The sequence below is a fragment of the Rhodococcus sp. W8901 genome (assembly GCF_013348805.1).
Taxonomy (GTDB): Bacteria; Actinomycetota; Actinomycetes; order Mycobacteriales; family Mycobacteriaceae; genus Prescottella.
This window is the reverse complement of the sequence record NZ_CP054690.1, coordinates 4,406,246-4,428,578: the sequence shown is the minus strand read 5'-3', so window position 1 is coordinate 4,428,578 and position 22,333 is coordinate 4,406,246. Positions and strand designations below refer to the sequence as shown.

3 protein-coding genes are annotated in these 22,333 nt (G+C 69.6%); all 3 read left to right on the top strand.

Annotated features, from left to right (window positions below; translation table 11 throughout):
* Positions 1 to 11 precede the first annotated feature (11 nt).
* The 3 genes from HUN07_RS20605 to HUN07_RS20595 all read left to right on the top strand — a co-directional run bounded on the left by HUN07_RS20605 (position 12) and on the right by HUN07_RS20595 (position 22,324).
* Positions 12 to 767 (top strand): FadR/GntR family transcriptional regulator, encoded by a 756-nt coding sequence (locus HUN07_RS20605; protein WP_174912366.1) that lies wholly within the window; start codon positions 12 to 14, stop codon positions 765 to 767.
* Positions 768 to 828: 61 nt separating this feature from the next.
* Entirely contained in the window at positions 829 to 1,245 is a 417-nt protein-coding gene (locus HUN07_RS20600) for a PPOX class F420-dependent oxidoreductase (RefSeq protein ID WP_441346832.1), read from the top strand.
* 379 nt (positions 1,246 to 1,624) lie between these two features.
* The gene (locus tag HUN07_RS20595) at positions 1,625 to 22,324 is read left to right on the top strand and encodes a non-ribosomal peptide synthase/polyketide synthase (RefSeq protein ID WP_254622618.1); all 20,700 of its coding nucleotides are present in this window, start codon (positions 1,625 to 1,627) and stop codon (positions 22,322 to 22,324) included.
* Positions 22,325 to 22,333: the final 9 nt, after the last annotated feature.

Sequence of the window (22,333 nt, the reverse complement as noted above, 5' to 3'; positions counted from 1 at the left end):
GAAGGGGCGTCGTGGCAGCCGGAGCGAAATCGTCGGTGGTTCGGGTACCGAAGGCTGGTGAGTTGGTCGCTGCGAACTTGCGTCGGCGGATCATCACCGGTGAGCTCGGCGCGGGCGATCCCTTGCCGAACGAGTCGGTGCTCATGGAGCAGTTCGGGGTGTCCCGGCCCACGCTCCGCGAGGCGTTCCGGATCCTCGAATCGGAGTCCATCATCACCGTGCTGCGCGGCGCCCGGGGCGGGGCCCGGGTCATGGCCCCGGACGCGTCGGTCGCCGCGCGCTACACGGGTCTGCTGCTGCAGTACCAGGGGACACCGCTGGTGGACGTCTACCGGGCCCGGGCCTCGCTCGAGGTTTCGGCCGTCGGTGTCCTCGCCGGTCCCGGCCACGCGGAGGCGCTCGACCGTCTCGCCGCGCTGATCGCGGAGGGGGCGCAACTGGTGGACGACGCCGCCGGCTTCGCGCACCATGACGTGCAGTTGCACCAGAGCCTGGTGGATCTGGCCGGCAACGAGACCCTCACGGTGCTCGCCGGCATGCTCGTCCACATCATCGAGGCCCACAACGCGCTGTTCATCGCCGCGCACGGGAACGAGCACGAGCAGCCGGCCGCACGTGCCGCGCAGCGCGCCTACACCAAACTGCTGGATCATCTGCGCCGCGGCGATGCGATCGCGGCCCAGGACTTCTGGCGTAAACACCTGGACGGAATCGAGAAGTACATGGTGGGCGATTCGGCGACGACCCTCGTCGAAGTTCTGTCCTGACAGATTCCGTCGAGCCCGGCACCTCCGCGACCACTCGCGTACTGTGCGGTCTGTGAGCACTCTGCGTGACGCGAAGGTCCGGGAATTTCTCACACGCGGAACTCGGACCGGCAAGCTGGGCTATCTCTCCGGAGACGGCCGACCTCTCGTCGCCCCGGTCTGGTTCGTGTTGGACGGCGACGAGGTGGTGTTCAACACGGGCGCGGACACGGCCAAGGGCCGGTACCTCGCCCGCGATCCCCGGGTGGTGTTGTGCGTCGACCTCGAGGAGCCGCCGTACGCCTTTGTGCAGATCCAGGGTGACGCCGTGCTGTCGACGGATCCCGACGAGCTGCTGCGCGTCGCGACCGACGTGGGCCGGCGGTACATGGGCGCCGATCGCGCCGAGGAGTTCGGGCGGCGCAACGGTGCGCCCGGCGAACTCGTGGTGCGAGTCCGCCCGACCCGAGTGATCGCCGCGCTCGACGTCACCGGGTGACGGTGCACGCGGGCGTCCGGAAATGCGTTGTGGAGGGGTGAGCCTGTAAGTTCATCCGAGTGCTCAACCCAGGAATTTCGGTGGTCGACCGCCGCACGTGACCCCCTCGGATGGACCGGGGCGCTGCGAGTGTGATCGAGCACCATCCAGGTGGTTGGCCGTCTCTCCCTCAACTCGGTGACCGGCGTCCGCCGGTGCTTCCCTGCTGTAACGAACCAGGTCCGATCAGCAGATATACACCCGAGTGCGTGCCGTGCCGGCAGATCGTTCCGGTCCTGTGTCGGGCTCGGTTGGGCAGTTGTGTACTCGGTGTCCGTTCGCTCGTCGCTCCGGCGGCGTGCGGACGGGGGCGCGTGATGGTGGAAGAGAGGCTCTGGGTTTGAACTCGCTAGGCGTCGGTGGACTAGAGGGTGGCGGCTCGATCGGGAACGGCTCCGACGGTGAGCCCTTTCCGCTGTCTCAGGCACAGCTCGGCATGTGGTTCGCGCAGCATGTCGATCCGTCCGTGCCCGCGAACATCGCCCAGTACGTCGAGCTACGCGGCGACTTCGATATCGACCTCCTGCACCGGGCCAGTGCCCGAGCGGCAGGGGAGACCGGATCCGGTTACGTCCGGCTCCTGGAGGTCGACGCGCAGCCGTATCAGGTGGTCGACCCGACCCTCGACGATTCCCCCGAGTACGTCGATCTGCGGGCGGAGGCCGATCCGCGCGCCGCGGCGCTGGAGTGGATGCGGTCCGACTACAGCGCACCCGTCGACCTCCTGCGAGATCGGCTCGTCGTCGCGGCGGTCCTGCGGATCGAGGACGACGTCTACTTCTGGTACAACCGCGCCCACCACGTCGTCCTGGACGGGTTCGGCGCCACCACCTTCGTCAATCGGGTCGCCGAGCTCTATACGGCGTTCGCCGAGGGCGTGGAGCCGTCGGCGAACCTGTCGTCCCCGCTGGAGAAGGTGTACGACGCCGACCGCACGTACCGGGCGTCGACGCGTTTCGCCTCGGACCGCGAGTACTGGCTCGAACGGCTGTCGGGTGTCGGGGAGTCGACCAGCCTGGCCGGCCGCTCGGCTCCGCCCGCGCCGCTGAGCCGAATCGACAGCGCTGCGCTGTCGGACGGCGCCGCGGCGCGCATGGAGGCGTTCCTGGGCCGCGAGGACACCACGATCGCGACGGTGGTGATCGCGGCCTTCGCGGCGTACCTCGCGCACATGACCGGACGCGAGGACGTCGTCCTCAGTCTGCCGGTGACGGGCCGTACCAACGCGGTCCTGCGCCGCTCCGGCGGGATGGCGTCCAACGTGGTTCCGCTGCGTCTGACGGTGTCCGCCGACACCACCGTCTCGGAGCTGCTGGCCCGCGTCGCCACCGAGGTTTCCGGAGCCCTGCGGCACCAGCGCTACCGCCACGAGGACATCCGGCGCGACGTCAGCGGTTCCGCCGGACAGGCGTCGTTCTTTGGTCCGTGGGTCAACATCATGATGTTCCACACGGAACTGCGGTTCGGCGACATGGTGGGCGAACTCAACATCCTGTCGACCGGCCTCATCGAGGACCTCGGCGTCAATCTGTACCAGAGCGTCGCCGGCACCAGGACCCACGTGGACTTCGAGTCCAACCCCAATCTGTACGGAGACGAGGAATCGCGCCGCAACCACGAGCGGTTCGTCGAGTTCCTCGACCGCTACGTCGGTTCGGCGTCGGACCGGCCGGTGTGGGGCATTCCGCTCGGCACCGAGCTGGAACGTCGAACCGTTCTGGGCGACTGGGTCCGGACCGAACACAGCTTCCGGACACGCGATCTCGCCGAAGCGTTCGACGAGCAGGTCGCCCGAACACCCGGCGCGACGGCCCTCGTGTACGAGGGTCGGTCGCTGACCTACGCCGAACTCGACGCTCGCGTCAACGGACTCGCCCGCATCCTGATCGACATGGGGGTGGGTCCGGAATCGCTTGTGGGCCTGTCTATCCGGCGCTCGCTGGATCTCATCGTCGGTCTATACGCGATCGTGAAGGCCGGTGGTGCCTGGGTTCCGATCGATCCCGACCACCCGGTGGACCGCACCTCCTACATCCTCGAATCGGCGCGACCGGCGGCGGTGCTGACCACCGCGCGGGACCGCGTGGAACTGCCGCCGGGCACTGTCACGGTCGAGATCGACTCGCTCGATCTCGACACGCTCGACACCCGGCCGGTGACGGACGCGGACCGGCTGGCTCCGTTGCGTCCGGACAACACGGCGTACGTGATCTACACGTCCGGCTCGACGGGACGCCCCAAGGGTGTCGCGGTGTCGCACGGCGCGATCGACAACCAGCTCGAATGGATGCTCCACGAGTATCCGATGGCCGAAACCGACGTCTACCTGCAGAAGACCGCCACCACGTTCGACGTGTCGCTGTGGGGCTTCTTCATGCCGTTGCGGGTCGGCGCGTCGATGGTCGTCGCCACTCCGGACGGTCACCGCGATCCGGTGTACGTCGCGAACAGGATCGCCGAGCACTCGGTCACCGTGACGGACTTCGTGCCGTCGATGCTGACGGTGTTCGTCGCCAACGCCCCTGCCGGAACGTGTGATTCGCTGCGCGACGTGTTCGTCATCGGCGAGGCGCTGCCGCCCGAGACCGCGGCCGAGTTCCGGGAACTGTGCGGCGCCGGGCTGCACAACCTGTACGGCCCCACCGAGGCGGCCGTGTCGGTCACCTACTACGAGTCCGGCCCGCAGGACGTGGTGAGTGTCCCGATCGGTCTGGCCGAATGGAACACCCGGGCCTACGTGCTCGACCACCGGCTGCGACCGGCCCCGATCGGTCAGCCGGGCGAGCTCTACCTCGCCGGTGACCAGCTCGCTCGCGGCTACGTCGGCCGCCCCGACATCACGTCGGACCGCTTCGTCGCCAATCCGTTCGGCGGCGTCGACGGCATCGGCGTCGCAGGCGAGCGCATGTACCGCACCGGTGACCTGGTGCGGTGGCGTGCGGACGGCACGCTGGATTACATCGGTCGCACCGATTTCCAGGTGAAGTTCCGCGGCCAGCGCATCGAGCTCGGCGAGATCGAGACGGTCCTGCTGGCGCACGACGACGTCTCGCAGACCGTGGTCCTCGTGGTGGCGACGGCGACCGGCGACCAGCTGGTCGCCTACGTCGTCCCCGCTCCCGGGTGCTCGATCGTCCCGACGGATCTGGCCGAGTTCGCGGGCCGCTCGCTGCCCGCTTACATGGTGCCGGCGTCGGTGACGGTGCTCGACGCGTTCCCGCTCAACACCAGCGGCAAGCTCGATCGCAAGGCGCTTCCGGAACCGATGTTCCTGAGTAGCAAGGAGTTCCGGGCCCCGCGCACGGATTCCGAGAAGACCGTTGCCGCGGTGTATTCCGAGGTGCTCGGCATCGAGAAGGTCGGTCTCGACGACGACTTCTTCGATCTCGGCGGCAACTCGCTCGTCGCGACCCAGGTCGTGACGCGGGTGGGTGCCGCGCTGGGCGTCCAGCTCGGAGTGCGGGAACTGTTCGAGGCGTCGACGGTCGCGGCGCTCGCCGCTCGCGCCGGCGCGACGGTGTCCCGATCCGCCGGTACACCGGTGCTGGGGGCGGTGACGCGGCCCGAGCAGATCCCGCTGTCCCTCGCGCAGCAGCGGATGTGGTTCCTCAACCGGTTCGACGCCACCACTGCGGTGTACAACCTGCCGTTCGCGGTGCGACTGTCCGGATCGGTCGACCCGCAGGCATTCTCGGCAGCCTTCGCGGACGTGGTCGAGCGGCACGAGTCGCTGCGCACGGTCTACCCGGAGGTCGACGGCGGTGCCCGTCAGGTGATCCTGCCTGCCGGTGAGGTGGTCCGGGCGCTCGAGCCCGTCGTGATCACCGAGGGGGAGCTCGAAGCGACGTTGCTCCGTCTGGCCTCCCGTGGCTTCGACGTGACCACCGAGCCGCCGTTCCGCATCGAGCTGCTGCAGCTGTCGGACACCGAGTTCGTGGTCGCGATGGTGCTCCACCACATCGCGGCGGACGGGTCGTCGTTCGGCCCGCTCGCCGGTGACCTCATGATCGCCTATGCCGCGCGGGCCGAGGGTTCGGCCCCGCAGTGGGCCGCGCTGCCGATCCAGTACGCCGACTACGCGGTGTGGCAGCACGAGATGCTCGGGTCGGAGACCGACACGAACTCGCTTGCGGGTCGGCAGCTCTCGTACTGGACCCGTGCGCTCGCCGGGCTGCCGGACCAGCTTCATCTCCCGGCCGACCGGCCCCGTCCCGCGGTGGCCTCCAATGCGGGCGCCAAACTCCGCTTCGACATCCCCGCCGAGACCCACTCGCGCTTGCTCGACATCGCACGTGAGCACGGCACGACCCTGTTCATGGTGGTGCACGCCGCGTACGCCGTCCTGCTGTCGCGGCTGAGCGGCACGTCGGACATCGCGGTCGGCACCCCCGTCGCCGGTCGCGGTGACGAGGCGCTGGACGGCCTGATCGGCATGTTCGTCAACACCCTCGTGCTGCGGACCCAGGTCGATCCGGCGCTGTCGTTCGCGGATCTGCTGGTGGCAGTCAAGGAATCCGACCTCGAGGCGTACGGCAACGCGGACGTCCCGTTCGAGTGGCTGGTGCAGGCGCTCGAGCCGACCCGCTCGCCGGCGCGGCACCCGCTGTTCCAGGCGATGCTGTCGGCCGAGGTGACCGGCGTGCGAGACCTCAGCTTCGCGGGCGTGCGAGCCAGTGCTGCCGAGTTGGATGTTCCCATTGCGAAGTTCGATCTGCAGCTGCAGATCTCGCAGAACTACGACGACTCCGGTGCCCCCGCGGCGGTCGCGGGAGTCTTCGAGTACGCGACGGACCTGTTCGACGCGTCGACGATCGCATCGTTTGCCCAGCGCTTCGTCCGTATCCTCGACGCGATCGTGGAGGACGCCTCGGTTCCGGTGGGCGACGTCGAGATCCTCGGCGTCGGCGAGATCGACACGTTGACCGCGGTGCACGGCGGTCCGGTCGGACGCGAGTGCCTCCTGGCGGAGATCCTCACCGGCGCCGTGGCATCCCACCCGGATGCGCCTGCAGTCGGCTGCGAGGGGACCGTGCTGACCTATCGGGAGATCGACGAGCGGTCGAGCCGTCTCGCGCGTCGTCTTGTCGCCGCCGGCGTCGGTCCGGAATCGGTTGTGGCTCTAGGATTCCCGCGATCGTGGGAAATGGTGCTCTGCGTCTGGGCGGTGGCCAAGACCGGAGCGGCCTACGTCCCGGTCGATCCGACCTATCCGGTCGACCGGATCGCACACATGCTGTCCGACTCGGGAGCGCTGCTGGGCATCACGTCCGGCGCCGACCTGGCGGACCTCCCGCGGGAGACGGCGTGGCACGCCCTCGACGTCCTCGAGTCGCAGGCGCAGGACCTCGGCGCCGCGCCGATGCGCGACGCCGAGCGGACGGCACCGCTGCACCTCGACCACGTCGCGTACGTGATCTACACGTCCGGATCGACCGGACGCCCCAAGGGCGTCGCGGTCACCCATCGGGGCCTGTCGGGTCTCGTGGACCGCACTCGCGAGTTGTACCGCGTCGGCCCCGCCGACCGGGTGCTCCACATCTGTTCGCCGAGCTTCGACCCGTCGGTGCTCGAGTGGACCCTCGCGGCGTCCGCGGGCGCCGAGATCGTGGTCGTGCCGCCGACGATCATCGGTGGCACGGAACTGCACTCGCTGCTCTCCGAAGCGCGGGTGACGCACGCGATCATCACGCCCGCGGTGCTCGGTTCCGTGAATCCGCGCGATCTCGACGACCTGCGGGTGGTCTCGGTCGGCGGCGACGCCTCCACGACCCAGTTGGTGGACCGCTGGGCCCCCGGACGTCAGTTCTTCAACGCGTACGGCCCCACCGAGACCACCATCGTGTCGACCCGTGCCGAGCTGTTCCCGGGCCGGCCGATCACCATCGGTGGACCCGTCCCCGGTGTCGGCGCACTGATCCTCGACGCGCGACTGCGACCCGTCCCGGTGGGTGTGGCAGGTGAGCTGTATCTGACGGGTGGTGCTCTCGCCCGCGGCTACCACGAGCGGCCGGGGCTGTCCGCGGATCGGTTCGTCGCGAGCCCCTTCGGCGGCGCCGGTGAACGCATGTACCGCACCGGCGACGTCGTCCGCTGGACGGCGCGCGCGAGCGAACCGACGGGGGATGCGTCGCAGTACGCCATCGAGTACGTCGGCCGCTCGGACTTCCAGGTGAAGGTGCGCGGTTTCCGGATCGAACTCGGCGAGATCGACGCTGCCCTCACCAGTCACCCCGACGTCTCGTTCGCTGCGACGATCGGCCACCGCCTGCCGTCGGACCAGGTCGCGCTCGTCTCGTACATCTCGGCAACCGACGGTGTCGATGTCGACTCGGTGTCGGATCACGTTGCGGCGCTGCTGCCGTCGTACATGGCGCCCGCATCGATCATCGTGCTCGACGAGGTGCCCCTGACGCCGGTCGGCAAACTGGACCGCGCCGCGTTGCCCGCCCCGGTGTTCGAGGCGCGAGAGTTCCGGGCACCGACGACGCCGATCGAGGAGATCGTCGCCGACGTGTTCGCCGACGTCCTCGGTGTGGACCGGGTCGGACTCGACGACGATTTCTTCGCGCTCGGCGGTAACTCGCTGATCGCGACCCAGGTGATGTCGCGGTTGGGTGCGCTGCTGGACACGCGGGTTCCCGTCCGCGTCCTGTTCGAGGTCTCCACGGTGGCCGCGCTGGCCGCCCGGGTCGAGCAGCATGCTGGTGCCGGTGCCCGCAAGGCCCTCGTCGCCGCCCCCCGCCCGGACCGCGTGCCGCTCTCGCTCGCGCAGCAGCGTATGTGGTTCCTCAACCGGCTCGACCCCGAATCACCCACATACAACCTGGCTTTCGGACTCCGCCTGACCGGCGCCCTCGACGTCAGCGGCCTCCAGGTTGCGGTCGTGGACGTCCTGGACCGACACGAATCGTTGCGCACGATCTTCCCGGACTCGCCGGAAGGACCCCACCAGGTGGTGGTCGACGCGGTTCGTACCGTGCCGAACCTGACCCCCGAGGACGTGTCCCGGGAGGGGCTGCAGCGCGCGGCGCTGGCGCTGGCCGCCCGCGGCTTCGACGTGACGACCGAGTCCCCGGTTCGGGCCGGCCTCTTCCGCATCGACCCGACCGAGCACGTGCTCGTGATCGTGGCGCACCACATCAGTGCGGACGGCTGGTCGATGGGTCCCATGGCCCGCGACATCATGGCGGCGTACGCGGCCCGGACCCAGTGGGATCAGCCCACCTGGCCCCAGCTGCCCGTGCAGTACGCGGACTACGCGCTGTGGCAGCGGGAAATCCTCGGCTCCGAGGACGACCCGCGTTCGGTGATCTCGACTCAGGCCAAGTACTGGATCGGGCAGCTCGACGGGCTGGCCGATCAGCTCGACCTGCCTGCCGACCGTCCGCGACCTGCCCAGCAGTCGTTCCGCGGCGCACGGGTCCAGTTCGAGGTGTCCCCGGAGATCCACCGCGCGCTCGTCGACCTGGCACACGCCCACAACGCATCCCTGTTCATGGTCGTGCACGCCGCGCTGTCGGTGCTGCTGTCGCGGCTCGCCGGAACGTCGGACGTCGCGATGGGGACACCGGTCGCCGGCCGCGGCGAGCAGGCGCTCGACGATCTCGTCGGCATGTTCGTCAACACCCTGGTGCTGCGGACCGAGATCGATCCCGGTGCCCGATTCGTCGACGTCCTGGGTCACGCACGCGACGTCGCACTCGGCGCCTTCGCGCACTCGGACATCCCGTTCGAGCGGCTCGTGGACGTACTCAACCCGGCACGGTCGACCGCCCGGCATCCGCTGGTCCAGGTGATGCTGTCGTTCGAGAATCTGGGTGCGACACACCTCGACCTGCACGGGCTGACGATCGACAAGCTGGACCTCGACGCCGAGGTTGCGAAGTTCGACCTGCAGTTCACCTTCCGGGAATCCATCGGGAACGACGGTGTCGCCGAGGGCATGGCCGGTGAATTCACCTATGCGACAGACCTGTTCGACGAGTCGACGGTGCGGACGTTCACCACTCGTTTCGTCCGGGTGCTCCAGGAGATCGTCGCGGAGCCCGACGCGGTCGTCGGTGACATCGATCTGCTCAGCCCTACCGAGATCGCGCAGCTGACACTCCCCGCCGGCCCCGCGGCACCCGAGCAGCTCCCGTTGGCGGACCTGATGGCCGCGGCCGCGGCGGCGGATCCGTCGGCGATCGCCCTCGTCTCGGGCGCAGAGGAGATCAGCTACCGCGAGCTCGACGAGCGGTCGTCCCGCCTGGCCCGCCTGCTGGTCTCGCGGGGCGCCGGACCCGAGGATGTCATCGCCGTCGCGCTGACCCGGTCCATCGAGTCGGTGACCGCGGTGTGGGCTGTGGCGAAGTCCGGTGCGGCATTCGTCCCGGTCGACCCGACCTATCCCGGTGATCGCGTCGCGCACATGGTTTCGGACTCCGGTGCGCTCCTGGGCGTCACCGTGGCCGAGCACGCGGCGGGCCTGCCGGAAGGCATCCCGTGGTTGGTGCTCGACGACGCGGCGGTATCCGCGGCCGTCGACCGCCAATCGGCCGCCGCACTGTCGGACTCGGATCGGGTGCGCCGGCTCGAGACGCGCCACCCCGCGTATCTGATCTACACGTCGGGATCCACGGGCGTCCCGAAGGGCGTCGTCGTCACGCACACCGGCCTCGCCGCCTTCGCCGAGGAGCAGGTGGCCCGGTACGGGCTGGCGCAGGACTCCCGGACGCTGCACTTCGCCTCGCCCAGTTTCGACGCGTCCATTCTCGAACTGCTCATGGCCGTCGGTGCGGCCGCGACGATGGTGATCGCGCCGACGTCGGTCTACGGTGGCCTCGAACTGACGGAACTGCTGACGGCACAGAAGGTCACGCACGCATTCGTCACGCCCGCCGCGCTGGCGTCGGCCGATCCGGCGGGCCTGGCCGCACTGCGCGTCGTCGTGGTCGGTGGCGAGGCGTGCTCGACCGACCTGGTCGCGCGCTGGGCCACCGGTGGGCGCCGGATGTTCAACGCGTACGGCCCCACCGAGGCCACCGTCGCGTCCAACATCTCGGACGCGCTGGTGCCGGGTACGCCGGTCACGATCGGACGCGCGATCCGCGGCGCGAACACCTATGTCCTGGACACGCGGCTGCGTCCGGTCCCGGCCGGTGTCGTGGGCGACCTGTATCTCGAGGGTCCCGGTCTGGCCCGTGGCTACCACGAGCGGGCGGGACTGACCGCCGAGCGATTCGTCGCGAATCCGTTCGGGGCGCTCGGATCTCGCCTGTACCGCACCGGTGACGTCGTGCGGACGGGTGCGGACCGGGTGATCGAGTACGTCGGCCGCGCCGACGACCAGGTCAAGCTGCGCGGCTTCCGCATCGAACTCGGTGAGATCGAGGCCGTCCTGTGGGGGCTGGACGCGGTCGCTCAGGCCGTGGTGGTCGTCAGAGATGACCAGCTGGTCGCGTATCTCGTTGCGGCGTCGGGCGTATCGATCGATGCCGCCGAGGTCAGGGAGGCCGTCGGGCGCGCGTTGCCGTCGTACATGGTTCCGGCCGCGGTCGTCGTGCTCGACGAACTGCCGATGAGCGCGAGCGGCAAGCTCAACCGTCAGGCGCTGCCGGAGCCCGAGTTCGAGGCCCGCGAGTTCCGCGCCCCCACGACGCCGATCGAGGAGATCGTCGCCGACGTCTTCGCCGAGCTGCTCGGTGTCGGACGGGTGGGACGCGACGACGACTTCTTCGAGCTGGGCGGAAACTCGCTGATCGCCACCCGGGCGGTGGCGCGTCTCGGCGAGGCCCTGGACGCGAAGGTGCCGGTGCGGGTGCTGTTCGAGGCGTCGAGCGTGGTTGCCCTGGCAGCGCGGATCGAGCAGCTCTCCGGCACGGGCGGACGCAAGGCCCTCACGGCCGGCCCTCGGCCGGAACGGATTCCGCTCTCGCCCGCGCAGCAGCGGATGTGGTTCCTCAACCGATTCGACGGTGCATCGGCCGCGAACAACATTCCGGTCGCGGTCCGGCTGTCCGGGCTGCTCGACCGTCGGGCCATGCAGGCCGCGATCACCGACGTGGTCTCCCGGCACGAAGTGCTGCGCACGGTCTACCCCGAGGTGGACGGCACCGGGCGTCAGGTGATTCTGCCGATCGAGCGCGTCGACATCGCGGTCGAACCCATCACGGTCTCGCCGGAACAGCTGGCGGCCGAGCTGCCGGCGCTGGCGGCCACCGCGTTCGACGTCACCCGTGAGGTGCCGCTCGTGGCGCGGTTGTACGAGGTGCGGCCCACCGAGCACGTCCTCGTCCTGGTGGTCCACCACATCGCGGCGGACGGCTTCTCGATGGGACCGCTGACGCGCGACATCATGACGGCGTACGCGGCCCGCAGCGGGGGATTCGCACCCGGATGGCCGCGACTGGCGGTCCAGTACGCGGACTACAGCCTGTGGCAGCAGGACGTCCTGGGATCGGAGGACGATCCGGAATCGGTCGCGGCCCAGCAGATCGGCTACTGGACGTCCGTGCTGGCGGATCTGCCCGACCAGCTGGAGCTGCCCACCGACCGGCCGCGGCCCGCGGTTGCGTCGAATCGGGGTGCGGCACATCGGTTCCAGATCACTCCGGAGCTGCATCAGGCGCTGACGGAACTCGCGCACCGGCAGAACGCGACGCTGTTCATGGTCGTGCACGCGGCGCTGTCGGTGCTGTTGGCGCGGCTGGCCGCCACCTCGGACGTCGCGGTCGGCACGCCGGTCGCGGGTCGTGGCGAAGCGGCGCTCGACGACGTCGTCGGAATGTTCGTCAACACGCTCGTGCTGCGATCGGATGTCCAGGGCGCGGAGTCCTTCGCGGACCTGCTGGGGCGCACCCGCGAGGGCGACCTCGGGGCCTTCGCGCACGCGGACGTTCCGTTCGAGCGGTTGGTCGATGTGCTCTCGCCGGTTCGATCCCAGTCGCGCAACCCGCTCTTCCAGGTGATGCTGGCCTTCCAGAACCTGGGGCAGACCACCCTCGAACTGCAGGGGCTGTCGGTATCGGCGGTCGAGTTCGACGAGGTCTTCTCGAAGTTCGACATGCAGGTCACGCTGTCCGAGTCGATCGAACACGACGGTTCCGCTGCCGGCATGGCGGTCGAGATCACGTACGCGACGGATCTGTTCGACGCCTCGTCGATGCGCGCGTTCGGGGAGCGGTTCGAGCGGCTCCTGGAGTCCGTGAGTGCGGACGAGTCGATCCTCGTCGGTGACCTCGAGATCCTCGACGACGCCGAGCGAACCCTGATCGTCGAGGACTGGAACGACACGGACCGGGCGGTCGACGGTTCGACGCTCGTCGGATTGTTCGATGCGCAGGCGGCGGCGACGCCGGATGCTCCGGCTGTCCTGTCCGCGGGCGAGTCGCTGTCCTACGGCGAGTTCGCGGTCCGGGTGAATCGTCTGGCACGGCTGCTGGTGTCGGAGGGCGTGGGCCCCGAGTCGCTGGTTGCGGTGGCGATGGGTCGTTCGGTGGAGCAGTTGGTGGCCGTGTACGCGGTGTCGGCTGCCGGCGGCGGGTACGTGCCGGTGGATCCGGATCAGCCGGTCGAGCGGAATCGGTATGTGCTGGAGACGGCGAATCCCGTTCTGGTGCTGACCACGTCGGGTGACGCCCGCGATCTGCCCCCGCTCGGCCGCGTGCTGGATCTCGACACCGTGGATGTGTCCGGGTTCTCGGGCGCGCCCGTCACCGACGCGGACCGGATCGCTCCGCTGCGTTCGGAGAACGTGGCGTACGTGATCTTCACGTCGGGTTCGACGGGTCGGCCGAAGGGTGTGGCGGTCTCGCACGGTTCGGTCGTCAACCAGCTCTGCTGGATGCAGGGTGCCTACGGTCTCGGCGGGTCCGATCGGGTGCTGCTGAAGACGGTGTTCACCTTCGACGCATCGGTGTGGGAGTTGTTCTGGCCGTTGCAGGTCGGTGCGTCCGTGGTGGTTGCGGGTCGCGACGACCACCGCGATCCGGAGGCCCTCGCACGGGTACTGGTCGACGAGTCGGTGACGGTGGCGCAGTTCGTGCCGTCGGTGCTCGGCGCGGTGCTCGATCATCTCGGCGACGCGGACGCGTTGTCGCGGGTGTTCTGTGGTGGCGAGGCCCTGACGCCGGCGTTGGTGGCGCGGCTGTCGCAGGTCAGCGGTGCGTCGGTGCACAACCTGTACGGGCCCACCGAGGTCGCGGTGCAGGCGACCAGCCACGACGTGGCTGGGGACGAGGTGTCGGTGCCGATCGGTGCACCGGTGTGGAACACGCGGGCATTCGTGCTCGACGGACGCTTCCGGCCGGTGCCGGTCGGTGTCGCGGGCGAGTTGTATCTGTCGGGCGCACAGGTGGCGCGCGGCTACTTCGGTCGGGCCGACCTGTCGGCGGAGCGGTTCGTGGCGAACCCGTTCGTCGACACCGGTGCGCGGATGTATCGCACCGGCGACCTGGTGCGCTGGACTGCCGACGGCGAGCTCGAATACCTGGGCCGCAGCGACTTCCAGGTCAAGCTGCGTGGCCTGCGGATCGAGCTCGGCGAGATCGAGAGCGTGCTGCTCGATCGGCCCGAGATCGCGCAGGCAGCGGTGCTGGTGAAATCGGATCAGCTCGTCGCGTACGTGGTCCCGTCGGCCGGGGCCGCCATCGACGCCGTGAACATCAAGGCCGCGTTGTCGACGTCGCTGGCGTCGTACATGGTGCCCGCGGTGTTCGTGACGTTGGATGCGTTGCCGCTGGGCGCGTCCGGCAAGCTCGATCGCCGGGCCCTGCCGGAGCCGGTGGTGGCGGCGGCGGAGTTCCGGGCGCCGGCCACGCCGGTGGAGGAGATCGTCGCGGGTGTGTTCGCCGACGTGCTCGGCGCCGACCGCGTCGGTCGCGACGACGACTTCTTCGCGCTCGGCGGCAACTCGCTGATCGCGACGCAGGTGGTGTCGCGGCTGGGTGCGGCGCTGGACACCCAGGTGCCGGTCCGCGTGCTGTTCGAGGTGTCCACGGTCGAGGAACTGTCGGCACGGTTGGCCGATCTGGCCGGCGTCGGTGGCCGGAAGGCTCTGACGGCCGGCCCACGGCCCGAGCGGATTCCGCTGTCGCTGGCACAGCAGCGGATGTGGTTCCTCAATCGGTTCGAACCGGAGTCGGCCGTCAACAACGTCCCCGTGGCGATCCGACTGACCGGCACACTCGACGTGTCGGCGTTGCGGGCCGCGTTCGGTGACGTTCTTGCCCGACACGAGTCGCTGCGCACGGTGTTCCCGGACAACGGCGGAGTGGGCTACCAGTCGATCGTTCCCGTGGACCGGGCAGTCGTGGACCTCGATGTCGAGCGGGTCGACGCGGAGAGCCTGGTCCCGGGTATTGCCGCGCTGGCGGGCGCCGGTTTCGATCTGTCGACCGAACTTCCCGTGCGCGCCCGGCTGTTCGAACTGTCGCCCTCCGAACACGTGCTGGTGCTCGTCGCGCACCACATCGCGTCGGACGGGTTCTCGATGGTCCCGTTGGCGCGCGATGTGATGACCGCGTATGCGGCCCGTTCGGCCGGCGTCGCCCCGGGATGGGCTCCGCTCGCGGTGCAGTACGCGGACTACGCCCTGTGGCAGCGTGAGGTGCTCGGCTCGGAGGACGATCCGCAGTCCGTGATCTCCAGCCAGGTCGACTACTGGACGTCCGTGCTGTCCGGGCTTCCGGCGCAGCTGGATCTGCCGGCGGATCGTCCGCGACCCGCGGTGGCAACCAATCATGGTGCGTCGTACCGCTTCTCGGTCGGCGCAGACCTGAACGGTGCGATCGAGTCCGTCGCCCACGCACACGGTGCCACCCCGTTCATGGTCGTGCACGCGGCACTGTCGGTGCTGCTGGCACGGCTCAGCGGCACCTCCGACATCGCGATCGGCACCCCGGTCGCCGGTCGTGGCGAGCAGGCGCTCGACGACGTGATCGGCATGTTCGTCAACAGCCTCGTGCTGCGCACCGAGGTCGACGGCGGGCAGTCGTTCGCCGAACTCCTCGCGGCAGTTCGGGCGGCGGACCTCGACGCGTTCGGGAACGCCGACGTGCCGTTCGAGCGGTTGGTGGAGATCCTCGACCCGGAGCGGTCGCAGGCCCGGCACCCGCTGTTCCAGGTGATGCTGGCGTTCCAGAACCTGGACCGCGCGTCTCTCGAACTCCCGGGGCTGAGCGTTGCCGGCGTCGACTTCGACGTCGCGGTCGCCAAGTTCGACCTGCAGGTGACGGTCGAGCCCGCCGAGAACGGTCTCGCCGTCGAACTCACGTACGCGACCGACCTGTTCGACGAGCCGTCGATGCGCACGTTCGGTGAGCGCTTCCTCCGGATCCTGGAATCGGTGACCACCGATGCGTCCACGCGCGTCGGTGACGTGGATCTGCTGGACGACTCGGAACGCGCACTGGTACTGGAGAACTGGAACGACACCGGCCACGGTGTCGAGGGATCCACGCTGGTCGAGCTGTTCGAGGAGCAGGCCGCACGGACCCCCGATGCGACGGCCCTGGTGTTCGAGGGGCAGTCGCTGAGCTACGGCGAGTTCGCGGCTCGGGTGAATCGGGTGGCGCGGGCGCTGATCGCGCAGGGGGTGGGCCCGGACACGCTCGTCGGCCTCGGGATGCGGCGTTCGCCGGATCTGCTGGTGGGCATGTACGCCGTGCTGAGCGCCGGTGGCGGGTACGTCCCGGTGGATCCGGATCAGCCGGCCGAGCGCAACGGGCACATCCTCGACACCGCGAATCCTGTTCTGGTCCTGACCACCTCGCGCGATGCAGCGGACCTGCCGACGTCGGCGCGGGCGGTCGACCTCGACACCCTGGACGTGTCCGGCTTCTCGGATGCGCCCGTGCGCGACGGCGAGCGCGTGCGTCCGTTGCGGGCCGACAACGCCGCGTACGTGATCTTCACGTCCGGTTCGACGGGGCGTCCGAAGGGCGTCGCCGTCGGGCACGGCGCGATCGTCAACCAGGTGCGGTGGCTGGTCTCGGAGTACGGACTGTCGGCCGACGATGTGGTGTTGCAGAAGACCCCGTTCACGTTCGACGTGTCGCTGTGGGAGCTGTTCGGCACCCTGGCGGTCGGCGCTCGCCTGGTGATCGCCGCCCCCGACGGGCATCGGGACCCGGGCTACCTGAAGCAGGTGATCGAGGAGCAGGCGGTCACGGCGACGTCCTTCGTGCCGTCGATGCTGTCGGCGTTCACCGCGGAACTGGCGTCGGGGGAGTGCGGTTCGCTGCGCACCGTGCTGGTCGCGGGCGAGGCGTTCCCGACCGCGGCGGCGGCCGCATTCGCTCGAGTCAACGGCGCCGAACTGCACAACCTGTACGGGCCCACCGAGTTCGCGGTGCACGCGACGGCGCGTCCGGTGGCCGGTGTCGTCGGCGCGAGCGTCCCGATGGGCGGTCCGGTCTGGAACAGCCGCGCGTTCGTCCTCGACGGTCGACTGAACCCGGTGCCGGCGGGTGTCGCGGGTGAGCTGTATCTGGCGGGTGCACAGTTGGCGCGCGGCTACTTCGGGCGCAGCGATCTGACAGCGGACCGGTTCGTGGCGAACCCGTTCTCCGACCACGGCGAACGGATGTACCGCACGGGCGACCTCGTGAAGTGGACCGCCGGAGGCGAGCTGGAGTACCTGGGCCGCACCGACTTCCAGGTGAAGCTGCGTGGTCTGCGAATCGAGCTGGGCGAGATCGAGACCGCACTCCTCGCGCAGGAGTCGATCGCACAGTCGGTGGTCCTGGTGAAGTCGGACCAACTGGTGGCCTACGTCGTTCCGGTGCCGGGTGCAACCGTCGACTCCGGCACCGTCAAGGTTGCGCTCGCGACATCGCTGGCGTCGTACATGGTGCCGTCGACGTTCGTGGTCCTCGACGAGTTGCCGTTGGGCGCCTCCGGAAAGCTGGATCGGAAGGCGTTGCCGGAACCCGTGTTCGAGGCCCGCGAGTTCCGCGCACCGACCACTCCGATCCAGGAGATCGTCGCCGGAGTCTTCGCCGAGGTCCTGGACCTCGGGCGTGCCGGTCTGGACGACGACTTCTTCGCCCTCGGCGGCAACTCGCTGCTCGCGACGCAGGTGGTGTCGCGTCTGGGCGCCGCGCTCGACTCGCGCGTTCCCGTGCGGGAGCTGTTCGAGGCGTCCACGGTCGAGGCGCTCGCGGCGCGGCTGTCGGAACAGTCGGGCGACGACCGCCGGGCACTGGTGGCCCGTCCCCGGCCGGACCGGATTCCACTGTCGCTCGCGCAGCAGCGGATGTGGTTCCTCAACCGCTTCGACACCGAGTCGACCGCCTACAACATCCCGATGGCCCTGCGTTTGTCCGGCGACCTCGACGTGGTCGCCCTCGAGCGGGCCGTCACGGACGTCACGGCGCGGCACGAGTCGCTGCGCACGGTCTTCCCGTCCACTGACGACGGCCCGCAGCAGGTGATCCTGTCGGCCGACCGCGTCGTGCTCGAGATGACTCCGATCGACGTCGATCCGGCCGAGGTGGCCGATCGGCTGCGGGCACTCGCCGGGACGCGCTTCGACGTCACGGCGGACGTCCCCATCCGGGTGGAGTTGTACCGCGTGGGCGCCGGCGAGTTCGTGCTCGGCATGGTGGTCCACCACATCAGCGCGGACGGTGTGTCCCTCGCCCCGCTGACCCGCGACATCATGACGGCGTACGCGTCGCGCGTCGCCGGTCGGGCTCCCGGGTGGGCGCCGCTGACGGTGCAGTACGCCGACTACGCGCTGTGGCAGCGCGACGTCCTCGGCGACGAGGACGATCCGGAATCGGTGTCGGCGCAGCAGCTCGCCTACTGGAGCGAGGCGCTCGCGGACCTGCCCGATCAACTGAACCTGCCCACCGACCACCCGCGGCCGGCGGTCCAGACGTTCCGCGGCGGGCTGGTCGAGTTCGAGGTCGACGCACAGACCCACCGCGGGCTGCGCGACCTCGCCCGCGAGCAGAACGCGACGCTGTTCATGGCGGTGCACTCCGCCTTCGCGGTGTTGCTGTCGCGGCTGTCCGGCAGCGATGACATCGCCGTCGGCACCCCGATCGCCGGCCGCGGCGAGGCAGCGCTCGACGACCTCGTCGGCATGTTCGTCAACACGCTGGTGTTCCGCACGCACGTCGACCGGACAGGATCCTTCACCGACACGCTCGGCCGGGTTCGCGAGACGGACCTGCAGGCGTTCGCGAATGCGGACGTGCCGTTCGAGCGACTGGTCGAGGTGCTCAACCCGACCCGGTCCACCGCGCGTCATCCGCTGTTCCAGGTGGGCTTCTCGTTCCAGAACCACGAGCGCGGCAACCTCGAGCTGCCCGGACTCACGGTCGAGGCAGCCGAGGTCGAATCCGGTGTGGCGCAGTTCGACCTGCACCTGATCATCGAGGATCGGTACGACGGCGGCGGCGACCCGGTCGGCATGCGGGCGTCCATGACGTACGCGGCCGACCTGTTCGACGAGCCGACCGTCCGCTCGTTCGCGGATCGGTTCGGCCGGTTGCTCACCGCGCTGGTCGTCAAGCCCGAGATGCCGGTCGGCGACGTGGACCTGCTCGACGTCGGCGAGCGGGCACACCTGCTGGCCGGGCGGAATGCCACCGCACACCGGACCGAGCCGGCCACGCTGGTGGACCTCTTCGACGCGCAGGTCGCCGCGACGCCCGACGCGGTCGCGCTGGTGTCCGGTGACGAGCGCCTCACGTATGCCGAGTTCGACGCCCGCGTGAACCGCCTGGCCCGACACCTGATCGGCCGCGGTGTCGGTCCGGAATCGTTGGTGGGTCTGGCGATTCGACGGTCCGTGGACCTGCTGGTCGGCATGTACGCGATCGCCAAGACCGGTGGCGCGTACGTGCCGGTCGACCCCGATCAGCCGGCCGAACGCATCGGGTACGTCCTGGACGCCGCGGCGCCGGTGTGCGTCCTGAGCACATCGCGGGACGGCTTCGCCGACACAGATTCGTGGCCCGTGCTCGAGATCGACACGCTCGACCTCGCGGCGTACCCCGGTGCGCCGGTGGCCGACACCGAACGGCTCGCCCCCCTGCGACCCGAGAGTACCGCGTACGTGATCTTCACGTCCGGATCGACGGGCCGCCCCAAGGGCGTGGCCGTGGCGCACACCGCGATCGTCAACCAGTTGCGGTGGATGCGGCACGAATACGCCCTCGACGGCAGGGACGCAGCGCTCCTCAAGACCGCGGCCACCTTCGACCTGTCGGTGTGGGAGTTCTGGTCGATGGCGACGTGCGGTGGCCGCCTGGTGATCGCGGCGCCCGACGGGCACCGGGATCCGGGCTACCTGCTGGACGTGCTGCGCGGCGAGCAGATCACCACGCTGCACGTCGTCCCGTCGATGCTGTCGATGCTGCTGACGACCGCCGACGGCGGGCTGCCGGACTCGCTGCGCCGGATCTTCGCTATCGGTGAGGCGCTGCCGGCGGCCACCGCGCAGGCGTTCCGGAGCCGCAACACCGCGACCCTGCACAACCTGTACGGACCCACCGAGGCCGCGGTGTCGGTGACCCATCACGAGGTGACCGCCGCCGACACCGGCACGGTGCCGATCGGTGTGCCCGAGTGGAACACCCAGGTGTACGTGCTGGATTCGCGTCTGGGCCCGGTGCCCGCCGGGGTCACCGGCGAGCTGTACCTGGCCGGCGACCAGTTGGCCCGCGGCTACCACGGCCGCCCCGACCTCACGGCCGACCGGTTCGTGGCGAACCCGTGGGGCAGCGGCGAGCGCATGTACCGCACCGGTGACATCGTCCGGTGGAATGCGCAGGGCGAACTCGAGTACGTGGAACGCGCCGACTTCCAGGTGAAGGTTCGCGGCTTCCGGATCGAGCTCGGCGAGATCGAAGCCGCGCTGCGGGAGATGCCGGCGGTGCGTGAGGCTGCGGTCACCGCTCACACCGACAATCACACGGGCACGCGACTCGTGGCGTATCTGGTGGCTGTGACCGATCTGGACGTCGACGAGGTGCGCGACGAACTGTCGCGGACACTGCCGTCGTACATGGTGCCGTCGGCGTTCGTGGTGCTGGAGGCGTTGCCGCTCAATGTGAACGGCAAGCTCGACCGCAAGGCACTGCCGGCGCCGGTGTTCGAGGCCCGCGACTTCCGGGCGCCGACGACGCCGCTCGAGGAGATCGTGGCCGGTGTGTTCGCGGACGTGCTCGGTGTGGAACGGGCCGGCCTGGACGACGACTTCTTCGAACTGGGTGGCAACTCGCTGGTCGCGACGCAGCTGGTGTCCCGACTCGGCGTCGCGCTCGACACCCAGGTGCCGGTGCGCCTGGTGTTCGAGGACTCCACTGTCGCCGGCGTGGTGGCGGGGGTGACGCCGCTCGTGGGTCGGGGCGCCCGGGCCGCACTGACCGCCGGGCCGCGCCCGGAGCGGATTCCGTTGTCGCTTGCGCAGCAGCGGATGTGGACTCTGAACCAGGTCGATCCGAGTTCGTCCGCCTACAACATCCCGGTCGCGGTGCGGCTGTCCGGTGCACTGGACATCGCTGTCCTGCGGGCTGCGGTGGCCGACGTGATCGCGCGGCACGAGGTGCTGCACACGATGTACCCGGACACCCCGGAAGGTCCCACGCAGGTACTGGTGCCGGCCTCCGACGTGGCACCGGACCTCGCCCCGGTGGCGGCCACCGAGGCCGAGATCGTCGACCGCCTCGTCGGGTTCGTCGGACGCGGATTCGACGTCACTGCCGAGGTTCCCGTCCGCGCGGCGCTGTTCACGCTGGGCGAGACCGAGCACGTGCTCGCGTTCGTCGCCCACCACATCAGCGCCGACGGCTTCTCGATGGGTCCGCTGATCCGGGACGTGATGTTCGCGTACGTCGCGCGGGTGGACGGTGGTGTGCCGCAGTGGCAGCCGCTGGACGTGCAGTACGCGGACTTCAGTCTGTGGCAGCGCGCGGTTGTCGGTTCCGGGGCCGACCCGGACAGCGTGGTGTCGCGTCAGATCGCGTACTGGACGGACGAGTTGCGCGGCGCTCCGGAGCTGTCGGCGCTGCCGACGGACCGGCCACGTCCGGCCCGTCCGTCGATGGCCGGTGCCACCGTCGAGTTCGACATCGACGCGGATCTCGTGGCGCGCGTGGAGAACACGGCCCGCGAGCAGGGTGCGACGACGTTCATGGTGTTCCATGCGGCGCTGGCGGTGCTGCTGTCCCGGCTCGGCGGCTCGAACGACGTCACGGTCGGTACGCCGGTCGCCGGTCGCGGCGAGGCCGCTCTCGACGACCTGATCGGCATGTTCGTCAACACCCTGGCGCTGCGCACGCGGGTCGAGCCGGGTGCGCCGTTCACGGACCTGCTGGCGCAGGCCCGCGAGAAGGACCTTGCGGCGTTCGGCAACGCCGACGTCCCGTTCGAACAGGTGGTGGACGCCGCCGGGGTGCGCCGCTCGAGCGCGTACACACCGCTGTTCCAGGTGATGCTCACGTTCCAGAACATGGAGACGGGAACCTTCGCCCTGCCGGGCCTCGAGGTGTCGGCGCTGGATCTCGGCGGCGATCAGGCCAAGTTCGACCTCCAGCTCACTGTGGTCGAGCAGTACCACACCGACGGTGGTCTCGCCGGTGTCCGTGCGCTGTTCACCTACGCCACGGAGCTGTTCGACCGGGACACCGTCGCGGTGTTCGCGGATCGGTTCGTGCGGATCCTCGATGCCGTCACCGGTGATCCGGCGATCGTGTTGCGGGCGATCGACGTGACGACCGATGCCGAGCGGGACGCGCTCGAGCCGAAGAAGGCGAAGACGGTCGAGGACCTGCCGGAGTTGGTGGCCGGAGCCGCCGAGGTGTCACCGGACACGGTCGCCATCTCGCACGCCGGCACCGACGTCACGTTCGGCCAGTTGCACGCCAAGCTGGACGCGACGGCCACCGCGATGGGCGGGGCGTTGAAGCCCGAGGCCCTGACGACAGTCGCGCTGTCGGGTCTGCTGCCGGGGATCCTGCCCGCCCTGGGCGCCGACGGATACCAGTCGGCCATCGCGGGCATGATCGCCGACGCATCGGCGATCATCGAGGGCGGACACGAGTGATCGCAGTCG